This is a genomic window from Methylophaga sp. UBA3603 (genome assembly GCF_002375335.1).
GTDB lineage: Bacteria > Pseudomonadota > Gammaproteobacteria > Nitrosococcales > Methylophagaceae > Methylophaga.
Window position 1 is genome coordinate 80191 of record NZ_DFMC01000007.1, and the last position, 11284, is coordinate 91474.

The 11284-nt window shown below is 45.3% G+C and carries 11 protein-coding genes; 5 read left to right on the plus strand and 6 right to left on the minus strand.

What is annotated here, in order from left to right:
* Nucleotides 1–2 precede the first annotated feature (2 nt).
* From dut to B4F66_RS04100, 4 genes are read right to left on the minus strand one after another with little or no spacing between them, the layout of a single operon-like run.
* Nucleotides 3–458, minus strand: a complete 456-nt coding sequence (gene dut, locus B4F66_RS04085) for a dUTP diphosphatase (RefSeq protein ID WP_318988368.1) — start codon at nucleotides 456–458, stop codon at nucleotides 3–5.
* Complete coding sequence (gene coaBC, locus B4F66_RS04090; protein ID WP_292356179.1) at nucleotides 439–1659, minus strand: bifunctional phosphopantothenoylcysteine decarboxylase/phosphopantothenate--cysteine ligase CoaBC; 1221 nt, start codon at nucleotides 1657–1659, stop codon at nucleotides 439–441. The genes dut and coaBC overlap by 20 nt, the downstream gene beginning before the upstream one ends.
* The gene (locus B4F66_RS04095; protein WP_292356177.1) at nucleotides 1656–2990 is read right to left on the minus strand and encodes a YihY/virulence factor BrkB family protein; all 1335 of its coding nucleotides are present in this window, start codon (nucleotides 2988–2990) and stop codon (nucleotides 1656–1658) included. The genes coaBC and B4F66_RS04095 overlap by 4 nt, the downstream gene beginning before the upstream one ends.
* A gap of 32 nt (nucleotides 2991–3022) precedes the next feature.
* A complete protein-coding gene (locus tag B4F66_RS04100) occupies nucleotides 3023–3781 on the minus strand; it encodes a Nif3-like dinuclear metal center hexameric protein (protein ID WP_292356175.1) in 759 nt (252 codons plus the stop codon).
* 110 nt (nucleotides 3782–3891) lie between these two features.
* On the opposite strand from B4F66_RS04100, the gene B4F66_RS04105 reads away from it, so the two are divergent.
* On the plus strand, nucleotides 3892–4575 hold the full coding sequence (locus B4F66_RS04105) for a DUF4126 domain-containing protein (protein WP_292356173.1): 684 nt from the start codon (nucleotides 3892–3894) through the stop codon (nucleotides 4573–4575).
* Here B4F66_RS04105 and B4F66_RS04110 read toward each other — a convergent pair.
* Nucleotides 4572–5405: a CheR family methyltransferase gene (locus B4F66_RS04110; RefSeq protein WP_292356170.1), complete on the minus strand. Its 834-nt coding sequence runs from the start codon at nucleotides 5403–5405 to the stop codon at nucleotides 4572–4574. The two genes, B4F66_RS04105 and B4F66_RS04110, sit on opposite strands and share 4 nt — an antisense overlap.
* Nucleotides 5406–5507: 102 nt before the next feature.
* On the opposite strand from B4F66_RS04110, the gene B4F66_RS04115 reads away from it, so the two are divergent.
* From B4F66_RS04115 to cynS, 4 genes are all read left to right on the plus strand, one after another.
* Entirely contained in the window at nucleotides 5508–6374 is an 867-nt protein-coding gene (locus tag B4F66_RS04115; protein ID WP_292356168.1) for an SDR family NAD(P)-dependent oxidoreductase, read from the plus strand.
* Nucleotides 6375–6446: 72 nt separating this feature from the next.
* Nucleotides 6447–8576 (plus strand): putative bifunctional diguanylate cyclase/phosphodiesterase, encoded by a 2130-nt coding sequence (locus B4F66_RS04120; RefSeq protein ID WP_292356166.1) that lies wholly within the window; start codon nucleotides 6447–6449, stop codon nucleotides 8574–8576.
* Nucleotides 8577–8760: 184 nt separating this feature from the next.
* On the plus strand, nucleotides 8761–9588 hold the full coding sequence (locus B4F66_RS04125; protein ID WP_292356164.1) for a formate/nitrite transporter family protein: 828 nt from the start codon (nucleotides 8761–8763) through the stop codon (nucleotides 9586–9588).
* A 70-nt stretch (nucleotides 9589–9658) separates the two neighbouring features.
* Entirely contained in the window at nucleotides 9659–10099 is a 441-nt protein-coding gene (cynS, locus tag B4F66_RS04130; protein ID WP_292356162.1) for a cyanase, read from the plus strand.
* Nucleotides 10100–10155: 56 nt separating this feature from the next.
* Here the strand turns inward: cynS and B4F66_RS04135 are convergent, their stop codons facing one another.
* Nucleotides 10156–11004: a formate/nitrite transporter family protein gene (locus B4F66_RS04135; protein WP_292356160.1), complete on the minus strand. Its 849-nt coding sequence runs from the start codon at nucleotides 11002–11004 to the stop codon at nucleotides 10156–10158.
* Nucleotides 11005–11284 lie beyond the last annotated feature (280 nt).

Here is an 11284-nt window from a genome sequence, read left to right on the forward strand (position 1 = left end):
GCTCAGCTTCTGCCAGTATGGCCGAAGCCGCCGCTACCACGTTCACTGGCAGTAAACTCGGTGACCTGCTCAAATCCTACTTGCACTACTGGGACGAACAGCATTTGTGCAATACGCTCCCCCACTACGATTTCAAAGGGCGTATCCCCCCGATTCCAACAGGATACAAAAATTTGTCCCTGATAGTCGCTGTCGATAAGGCCCACCAGATTACCTAATACAATGCCGTGTTTATGTCCAAGGCCTGAGCGCGGCAAAATCATCGCAGCCAGGGAGGGATCGTCAATATGAATGGCAATTCCGGTCGGTATCAGAATGGTTTCGCCAGGACGTAATATCAGATTTTCATCCAGGCAGGCCCTCAGGTCCATTCCGGCAGAACCCTCGGTGGCATAGTCCGGCAGTTCAATGGATTTGCCCAGTCTCGGATCGAGAATCTTAAATTGAATTTTTTGCATGATAACGCTCTGTTATTAATGTTATGAGTTCGCGTGCAATTTCAAGTTTCGGAGCTTCAGCCAAGGACTTATGCCCACCTTCCCAGAAAATTTCCAGCGCATTGTTATCCTGACCAAAAGCCAGTCCATCCCCCACTTGGTTCGCTGCGATCAAATCCAAACGTTTTTGCTGTAATTTATGTTGTGCATATTGTTGCAAATCATCTGTCTCAGCAGCAAAACCAACGACCAGCTCCGGCCGCTCATCGGCATTGGCAACCGATGTAATAATATCGGGATTCAAACGAAGTTGCAGTGATAAATCATCATCAGCCGTTTTTTTTAATTTAGCTGAAGCAGGATGCGTGGGACGATAATCTGCTACTGCTGCACAACCGATATAAATTGCCGTACCAGCTAAGTTTTGCATAACAGCGTCAAACATTTGTTGAGCCGTTTCAACCATTATACGGCTGCAACCAGACGGGGCTTCCAAAGCCACCGGCCCAGATATCAGGGTGACCTTTGCACCCATCTCAACGGCTGCTTGCGCCAGGGAATAGCCCATTTTCCCTGAGCTGCGATTAGCAATAAAGCGAACCGGATCAATTGGTTCATGCGTAGGTCCTGCAGTAATGACTACCTGTTTTCCTGTCAGAGGACCGGTCTGCAACTTGCGGCTCAGATGCATCACAATATTTTCAACAGCCATTAGGCGACCTTCGCCCTGTTCCCCACAGGCCTGATCACCGCTTTCAGGACCAATAAATTCCACACCGCGTTGTTTTAGCAGTTGGCAGTTTTGCTGGGTTGCGATATGTGACCACATCTTATTATTCATTGCCGGTGCCACCATCAACGGTGCTTCAGAGGCAAGACATACCGTGGAAATCAAATCATCCGCCAGGCCATGAGCCAGTTTCGCCAGACAGTCAGCGGTTGCGGGAGCAATCAGGATCCAGTCTGCCCAACGCGCCAATTTAATATGACCCATTGCAGCTTCTTCATCAGCATCAAAGAAATTCAATGACACGGGATTACCACTGACCGTTTGCAGCGTAAGTGGCGTAATAAACTGCGTTCCACCATCACTCATCATTACCCGTACTTCAGCACCGTATTCTTTTAATCTTCGAATTAAATCTGCTGATTTATAGGCTGCAATACTGCCGGTAACGCCAAGAAGAATACGTTTTCCCTGAAAAGCATTTGTCTCAATCATGCTGTATTTTTGCCTATGGCTAAATCACGTAAACTTAAATCATCCAACACAGTATTCTGTGCTTCATTAATTTCAGAAAAGAATGCTTCAATACTGGGCTCAGTGTGTTGCTGTAATGTTGAAATACCCACTTCCTCGGCACTACGTAAACAAAACAAAATTTCACTGACTAAAATTTTGCTGACATCACCGGCCATAGTAAAGGAATCTTTATCTCCAGCCACCTCTACGATAAAGCCACCTTCCTCCAAAATGTCCAATAATTCCTCTAAATTTTCACTACTTAACGTGGTGAGCTTCTCCAGTTCCGAAAGGCTGTATGCCGGCTTTTTTTCACAAAAGCGACGGGCAATAATGGTCATTAACCACAAGCCCTTTTTCTCACGTAATCGTGGACTCAAAACCAGGGTTTTTCCGCCCATCAATACAAATCTTGGATGCTGAAGATAAAAAGCTACCTGAGATCCGGTCAATAAAATATACCAGCCAAGATAAAGCCAGATCATAAAGAAAAATAAAATCGCAAAACTGGAATAGATTGCCGTGTAATTGGATGATGAAGCTACAAAAGTCGCAAACAAAGTTCCCAGTCCAATCCATAGTGCTCCGGCCACCATTGCACCACCCAGGGCCGGCCCAAGTTTCACTTTGGTATTAGGAATGAAGGTATAGAGAAAGGTAAAGGCGAGCACAATCATAAAATAGGGTAACAATTTGCTGAGTATCAGTAGCAATGTTCCAAATGGTTCGATTGATTGTAAGGTCGAGACCACATCATTATCCATCACCGTTGCGGCAATTCCTAAAGCGGAGAAGACCAATACCGGCCCGATCATCACAACGCTCATATAATCAGTGAACCGACGTGCAAACGACCTTGATCTTTTGACCCGCCACACAAAATTAAAAGCACTTTCAACTTTCTGTACCAAAGCAATAATTGTGTAAAACAACATGCCCAAACCAATCGAACCCAGCACGCCAACTTTGACGTTTTCTACAAAACCAATAATGCCGGAAGTCATTTCCCCTGCTTTTTCACCGAGTGGGGCCATAAAGTTGAGCAGTACGGGTTCTATTTGGTTATGTACTCCAAACGCTTTGAGCACCGAGAAAGCAACTGCAATCAACGGTACTAATGATAATAAGGTGGTAAATACCAGGCTCATTGCCCGCAGGTTTAATTCTCCGGTCGACAGTTGTCTCGCCATCACATAAGTCACTCGACCCGCGTGCCGTGTCAAACGTTTTAGTTTGCTGGCGCCTTCAGTCGTTTCCTGCCAAAGCTGAACCTGGAAAAAATGTTTTAACTTGTCTATATAGTCTTTCATACTGGTTATCATCCTGATGGCAGGTTTATCCATTAAACTGGATTATCAATGTCAATGAAATAGTGTTGCAGGCCAAATTTCAGAGCAAGATGCTCTCCCAAGGATTTAACACCATAACGTTCTGTAGCATGGTGCCCTGCTGCGATGTAATGAATTCCAAGTTCTCTGGCCAAATGTGTTGTCTGCTCTGAAGCCTCTCCACTGATAAAGGCATCCAGACCTGACTCTGCTGCCTGCTGAATATAGCCTTGTGCAGCACCGGTACACCAGCCAACTGTTTTTATTAAACGATCATGACCGGCAATAATGGTAGGTTTTCGATCCAGTTGACAGGCGATATAGGATGAAAATTCGTCTAATGTTTGTGATGTTGCTAGTTTCCCCTGAAAACCGATAGCGGGTTCTCCAGTACCGGCAATAAATCCATCAATTTCTATATTCAGTATTTTCGCCAGTTGTACGTTATTACCAAACTCGGAATGGGCATCCAAGGGCAGATGGTAGCCAATAAGATTCATGTCATTATTGATTAACATTTTCAAACGTTGGTATTTAATGCCTGTCACTGTGGGAGCTTCGCCACGCCAGAAATACCCATGATGAACCATAAGGGCATCAGCATTGTGCTCCACAGCCGCTTCTAACAAAGCCTGACTTGCCGTTACGCCGGTCACCAGAGTATTTATCTCTGGTTTACCTTCTACCTGTAAACCATTCGGACAATAGTCCTGAAATCTCGATACTTCCAATTGCTCATCAAGATAGGCGATCAGCTCTGCTCGGGTTATCATTCAATTACTCCATAAAAACTCTGGGGTCTGTTGATCTTTCAAAGCCATCACTGCGGGAGACTCTGAAAGATCAACAGACCCTGGCCACTATACCAAACGGGAGTCGTTAAATGGATGCTGTAAGTATTATTGCGCTGAGTATGGGGGCCGCCTGGGCCAGTGGTATCAATTTATATGCTGCGGTATTTATGCTGGGTTATATGGGCACAACAGGGCATATGGTTTTGCCGACAGAGTTGCAGGTTCTCAGTGACCCTCTGGTGATGACGGCCGCAGCAGTAATGTATTGTGTGGAATTTTTCGCTGATAAAGTGCCTTGTGTCGATACCGGCTGGGACACTCTGCATACCTTTATCCGTATTCCGGCTGGTGCCATGTTGGCGGCAAGTGCAGTAGGAGATGTCAGCCCGGCAATCGAATTAACAGCAGGTCTGCTGGGCGGGAGCCTTGCTGCCGCAACCCATGCCACTAAAGCCGGCAGTAGATTAATGATCAATACCTCACCAGAACCTTTCAGCAACTGGGCAGCCTCAATTACCGAAGACTTGCTGGTGATTGCCGGTTTGTGGACGGCCCTCACTCATCCGCTGTGGTTTCTTGCGGCACTAATTGTTTTCATCATGTTAATGATTTGGTTGCTACCGCGTTTATGGCGTTTAATCAAAACGGTTTTACAATATATTGGAAGCTGGCTGGGATGGTGTGAAAAACCGCAAACGACGAAAACAGCAACAAGTGATCAATCCGCTGAAGCCATAGAGATTAAATCTGTATCCGATAAATACGAAAACTAACGTCGGCGATACACCACGCCATGTGGCGTGCGTTGCAAATCAAATGCATCGGTGTAACCACTAATCGTTTCCGAAGCACCTAAAAACAGGTACCCACCCGGGTTTAATGCCTGGGCCAAACGGGTAAGAATATCTGTCTTGCGTTGCATCGAAAAATAAATCAACACATTACGGCACAGGATGACATCAAACCGACCCAATCCAGTATAGCTTTGCAACAGATTCTGTTCCCTGAACTGAACCCGCTGTTTAACTTCATCGACAATTTGCCAGCGGCCTTCAAAGGGTTTGAAAAACTGTTGACGTCTCGCGGGGGAAATTCCTCTTATCAGGGCATGTTCTTCATAAACACCCCGTCGTGCCAATGCAAGCATGCTGTTAGAAATATCGGTGGCAATAATTTGTGTGCTTTTAAGTTTGCTATCCGGCTTTTTACGAATATATTCATTGAGGATCATACTGATCGTATAAGGCTCCTGCCCCGAAGAGCAGGCTGCTGACCAGATTCTGCAGGGTGCTGTAACCCGCGTTTCCAAATCCGCCAACGTCATTTTTTCAAATACTTCAAACGGCCCGCCATCTCTGAACCACGACGTTTCATTCGTTGTCATCGCATCAATAACCGCGTCTCGCAAATGACGTGGGTGACCACGCTGTATCGCATTTAACAGATCGGCAACTGAGGGAATATTTTCATCACGTAACAGCTTGGTGAGACGGCTGACAATTAAATATTGTTTGCCATCACCCAAAACAATGCCGCAGGCCTGTTCCAAAAAAAGTCGAAACCGTTCGTAATCGGTCTGACTAATATCATTTCCTTGTAACATACCTGAGTTTTGCCCACCTTAATTGTTTCGTTCTATAACATTTAGCGGTCAATATGCTTAAATGTTTAGCCGTTATAATTTAACCATACTCTGATTGCTTATATGCCAAAAAACAAGCCCAACATACAGCGACGCAATATTTTGATTACCGGATGTTCGAGCGGCATTGGTTTGGAGGCTGCCAGAATATTACATCGGCGGGGGCATAATGTGATTGCGACAGTCAGAAAACCTGTCGATCAAATCATGCTTTCACAAGCCGGCATCAGCAATTTATCTTGCGACTTGGCAAACAGTGAATCGATAGGCGGCATGGTTGAGGCAGCAATAAAAGCATTCGAGGGTAAAGTCGATGTGTTATTTAATAATGCTGCTTACGGTCAGCCAGGCGCAGTGGAAGATTTGACGCGGGACGCGCTCCGTGAACAATTTGAGACCAATGTGTTTGGTACTCAGGAACTGACTAACCTGGTGATAAAACAGATGCGCCAGCAGGGATCTGGCAGAATCATCTATAACAGCTCTGTATTAGGGCTCATTGCCTTACCCTATCGGGGCGCATACAACGCCAGTAAATTCGCCATCGAAGGTTTGGCTGATACCTTGCGTTTGGAGTTAAAAGGTACAGGTATTACCATTTCGCTCATCGAACCTGGCCCAATAACCAGCCAGTTCAGGCAAAATGCTTTTACCAAATATCAGCAGCATATTAATAAAGATACCAGTGCTCATAAGGCCAGCTATACAGCAATGGAAAAACGCCTGTTAACGCCAGGGCCAGCAGCACCTTTCACCCTTCCAGCCAAAGCAGTAGTTGATAAGTTAGTACATGCCATAGAAGCCGATCGACCAAAGATTCGTTATTACGTTACTTTTCCGACGTATCTGTTTGCGTATCTCAAACGCGTTTTACCTGCCAACGCTCTGGATTGGGTACTCCGCAAAGTTTCTCGTGATGAACAACAGTAGATTGCGCACATTATTTTCACTCCGTGATATGCCATAATCGCCGGCATATTGCTTCCCATGGATGAGATATAAATGGCCAGGATGTCAAAACTTCAACTTCATTGGAAAACGGCCTACAGCATTTTTTTTGGCAGTTGCCTGACCGGCTTCATCATTCTTTGCCTTATCGGTTATTTAAACTTTCAGCAGGGTCTTTTTGAAAAAACACAACTGCTGACTATCTATCTCTTGCCACTCGTATTGATTCTGCTGTTTTCTCTGGCCTTAACATTATGGGTATTGCGACGTCTATCCCAACCGTTAACTCAGATTGAACACATATCGCTGGCCCTTCCTTTATTGTCGGCAAAAAAATATCAGCAGGCCCGCCAGCTTTTATCAGAAACAACTTTCAGCAGTATTGATCAGGAAGTTATCGAGCTGTCGAACCTGACTCATCAACTGATAAATGTGCTGGATCATCTCGATCAGCACCGACGACTGCGCAATCAGCAGGTTCAGATTAAGAATCGTGAGCTGCGTAAAGATCGTGACTTCATAAAAAGCCTGCTTGATACCGCCCAGTTAATCGTTTTAACCATTGATAAAAAATTTGATATTTCGCTGTTTAACGATTATGGCGAACAAATTACCGGCTATAACAAAAATGAAATTCTCAATACCAATGTCGCCAGAATGTTTCCTGCCAGTCATTGGACTGAGGCCAATATCCATTTCAATGAATTACTGGCCGGTCATCAGCGAATAGCCCAACAAGATGCCGAACTCATTGATAAAAACGGTCTTATCCGGCAGATTTCCTGGCTGCATTCGCGCCTCGAACATGATAATCAGCAAGCGGTAATTTTATCGGTTGGCCTGGATATGACTGATAAAAAAGACGCTGAAAAACGCATTATCTGGATGGCTGAGCATGATCCTCTGACCGACTTATGTAATCGACGTAAATTTATTGAAGAGTTCGAAAAATCGCTGCGTATGGCTATTCGGTATCATCACCACAACACGCTGCTGTATCTCGATTTGGATCAATTCAAGGACATCAACGATACCAGTGGTCACCGGGCCGGTGACGAACTGTTGATTCTAGTTGCCCGTGCCCTAAAACGGGTTACCCGTTTTACTGATCTGGTTGCCAGACTGGGGGGAGACGAGTTTGCTATTTTAATGCCTGAAAGCGACTCAGCAGGTGCTATCACATTGGCAAAAAAAGTAATCCATGAGCTGAGCACCATTCAGCTCGAATATGGTGCAGTTCACCACAAAGTATCCACCAGCATCGGTATTGTGCACTTCCCGTTACAGGATGCCAGTATTCATGAACTGATGGGGTTTGCCGATCTGGCAATGTACCAGGCCAAAGCTTTTGGTAAGGGCAGTTTCCATACTTTTTCACCTGATGATCGTACCCGAGAGCAACTGCAAGCCCGAGTGTTATGGAAACATCGAATTGAACAGGCTCTGGAACAGGATCTGTTTGTGTTGTTCTATCAGCCGATTCTGGAATTGCAGACGGACAAAATAGAACACTACGAAGTTTTACTGCGAATGCGGGATCCTGGCACCGGTGAACTGCGACTACCCGGGAAATTTATTCAAATTGCTGAACAGGTCGGTTTGATTCAGCAGATAGATCATTATGTTATCCACCACGCTCTGCAGCAACTGGGGGCATTGCAAAAGCAGGGAAGAAACGTTTGTTTTGCTATAAACCTCTCTGGATTGGTTATTGATACCTCTGTGTTATTGCCTTTACTGGAAAACACAATTGCCGAACATCAAGTCAATCCCAACGGCATCATTTTTGAAATCACTGAAACAGTAGCCGTCTCTAATCTGCAGCAAGCCAAAGCCATGATGCAGGCAATAAAAGCATTAGGCTGTCGGTTTTCCCTTGATGATTTTGGCGTCGGGTTTTCCTCATTTAACTATATGCGGGAACTGCCCGTCGATATCATCAAAATTGATGGCATCTTTATTAAAAATCTGGATAAAAATGCCGATGATCAACTTTTTGTCAAAGCATTAGTTGATGTCGCCAAAGGGCTGAATCGCCAGATTACCGCTGAGTTTGTCGAAAATGCGGAAATATTAGCGCTGTTAAGAGGCTATGGGGTGGATTTTGCTCAGGGTTATCACATTGGACACCCACAACCAGCGTTGCTTGATAGTACTACCTGGTCAGAGTCAGTTTCTAAATAACATTTCGTTGATTGTGCGCCTCATGCTTGTGCAGCCGAGACACCACTTCGAATCATCTTGGTGCAAAAAACATCTTTCCACACCAACCTAAAACGCTAACCAATTGATACTAAAGCATAAAGCAAGTCAGGCATAAAACATGCTAACTGCTTACCTGTTTACATCAATTCAATCTGGAGCGTTTATGTCTTATCTCATACCAAGTGAATTTACCAAAAAAATGGTCGATGCCGGTGAATCAAAGCTCAAAATGGCTACCCGGGACGTATTAATTCGATCTTATATGGCTGGGGCTATCCTGACTCTGGCTGTGGCATTCGCGGTGACTGCTGCGGTACAGACCGGTTTGCCGATTGTTGGCGCGTTAGTTTTCCCTGTCGGATTTGTTTTACTGAATTTATTGGGCTTTGATTTGCTGACAGGTGTATTTGCATTAGTACCATTAGCCTTATTGGATAAACGTCGTGGCTGCACCTTTAACGGGATGTTAAAAAACTGGTTACTGGTAGGCATTGGTAACCTTTTTGGTGCCTTAACCACTGCGCTGTTAGTTGGTATCGCCTGGACCTTTGCATTTACCACTGAACCCGGCGCAGCTGGTCAGGCCATAGCCAAGGCTGCTGAGGCACGGACCTTGGGATTTGCCGCACACGGCGGTGCGGGTTGGTTAACCGTTTTTGTCGCTGGCATTCTGTGTAACTGGATGGTTTCTACCGGTGTTGTCGGTGCGATGTTATCCAATTCAGTAGCCGGCAAAGTGGTCGCAATGTGGTTGCCTATTGCAGTGTTTTTTGGACTGGTTTTCGAACACGCCGTCGTTAACATGTTCCTGTTTCCGATGGGCATGCTGATGGGTGCAGATATCACCATTGCTGACTGGTTATTGTGGAATGAAATCCCGGTTATTTTCGGTAATCTTGTCGGCGGCTTGGTTCTGACTGGTGGCATGTTGTATGCCACACATTACAAAACCGGTGCACCTACCGCTGAGTTTTCAGAAAAAATGAATTGATTTCCTCGTTGGCCTGGCACCGGAAAGTGGTGTCAGGTTTTTTATTCGAACAATAGATTTTGGAGTAACAATGAATAAACTTGCTATGACGCAAGCCATCATGGTGGCAAAAGAAACGAAAGAACTGACCTGGGAAAAAATCGGTGAAGCCATTGGCATGTCATCTGAGTGGACGGCATCAGCCTGCCTTGGAATGAACAGCATGCCAGCCGATACCGCCAAAAAACTGTGTCAGTCACTGGATCTGGGCACTGAAGTGGAACTGGCTCTGCAGAAATACCCAAACAAGCAATGGGACCAAACGGTTCCTACCGATCCTTTGCTATATCGTCTCTATGAAATGATGTCGGTTTATGGTCCGACCATTAAAGAGATTGTGCATGAAAAATGTGGCGATGGTATTGTCAGTGCTATTGATTTTGCCATGAATATTGAGAAAAAACCTGATCCCAAAGGTGATCGGATTGTCATTACACTTGATGGAAAGTTTCTGCCTTATAAGTCGTGGTAAACAAAAAAAGGTGCACTGTTGATTACAACAGTGCACCTTTTAGTGTTAAGACCTGTTTATCGGTTTGGACGAGCATATACATAGACCAGATAATAGGTCATCGCTACAAAGCCTGCGCCGCCAACAATATTACCGAGAGTGACCGGAATAAGGTTGCCCATTAAACCGGCAAAATCCAACGTTGCTAACTGGGCGGCATCAAAATGTCCGGCTGCCACAATTGCCTGGTCAGTTGCTGCAAGCATCGCAATTGGGATCATGTACATATTGGCAACCGAATGTTCAAAGCCCATGGCCACAAATCCGGAGATGGGAAATAATACGGCCATCACCTTATCGGTCACACTGCGGGAGGCATACACCATCCAGCTGCTTAAACAGACCAGTACATTACAGAGTAAACCGCGTATGAAAGCCTCGGTGAGTGAATGATCTACTTTTAACAAACCAGTTTTGATGGCCGTCACCCCCACACCGTAATTTCCATCTGTCAGATAACCAGATAGATACACCAGATATACTGTAACCAGTGCACCCACCAGATTGCCGACATAGACAATACCCCAGTTACGCATTAAGGACTTGAAGCTCACCTGTCCTTTGGCATAGGCCATTACCACCAGCGTATTCCCGGTAAACAGTTCGGCTCCAGCAATTACCACCAAAATGAAGCCCAGAGCAAATACCAACCCACCTGCCAGTCTTGCAAGGCCATAGGCGGTACTAGCATCGGTTATCACCACCGTGTAATACATAGCAGCAAACGAGATAAATGCCCCAGCCATCAGGGATAGAATGACCAATGGAATAAGCGCCATATTGGCCTTATCCACACCGACGGTTTTGACTTTTTCCGCGACTTCCGCTGGCGTGAAAGCATCGACAAACTTGCCGAAATCAGACATGAGTTAGTTACCTGTGAGAAATGGGGACAAAGTCAAGCATTATATCAGTGACTTGCTGCGCTTTGCTGGGATTCCATTCCCAAATTAAGCAATGATTATTGAGGCTCAACAGGCAATACAGGCGAAATAATCTTTAACCAAAGTCTGAATCATGGTTTCATTAAACTATCGAGTTGGGTCAGTTTTACCCAACTCGATAAATGATTCCCGTTTAAACAGGGTCTGTTGCTCTTTCATCTCCGCCTCTGTTGTGAGCTGAAAAAACGTCAATCAAGGCACG

Coding starts and splice junctions, on each gene's coding strand:
- cynS (WP_292356162.1), top strand. CDS start 9,659: ATGAATAAACTTGCTATGACGCAAGCCATCATGGTGGCAAAAGAAACG.
- B4F66_RS04110 (WP_292356170.1), bottom strand. CDS start 5,405: ATGTTACAAGGAAATGATATTAGTCAGACCGATTACGAACGGTTTCGA.
- B4F66_RS04135 (WP_292356160.1), bottom strand. CDS start 11,004: ATGTCTGATTTCGGCAAGTTTGTCGATGCTTTCACGCCAGCGGAAGTC.
- B4F66_RS04115 (WP_292356168.1), top strand. CDS start 5,508: ATGCCAAAAAACAAGCCCAACATACAGCGACGCAATATTTTGATTACC.
- B4F66_RS04105 (WP_292356173.1), top strand. CDS start 3,892: ATGGATGCTGTAAGTATTATTGCGCTGAGTATGGGGGCCGCCTGGGCC.
- B4F66_RS04120 (WP_292356166.1), top strand. CDS start 6,447: ATGGCCAGGATGTCAAAACTTCAACTTCATTGGAAAACGGCCTACAGC.
- dut (WP_318988368.1), bottom strand. CDS start 458: ATGCAAAAAATTCAATTTAAGATTCTCGATCCGAGACTGGGCAAATCC.
- B4F66_RS04095 (WP_292356177.1), bottom strand. CDS start 2,990: ATGAAAGACTATATAGACAAGTTAAAACATTTTTTCCAGGTTCAGCTT.
- coaBC (WP_292356179.1), bottom strand. CDS start 1,659: ATGATTGAGACAAATGCTTTTCAGGGAAAACGTATTCTTCTTGGCGTT.
- B4F66_RS04125 (WP_292356164.1), top strand. CDS start 8,761: ATGTCTTATCTCATACCAAGTGAATTTACCAAAAAAATGGTCGATGCC.
- B4F66_RS04100 (WP_292356175.1), bottom strand. CDS start 3,781: ATGATAACCCGAGCAGAGCTGATCGCCTATCTTGATGAGCAATTGGAA.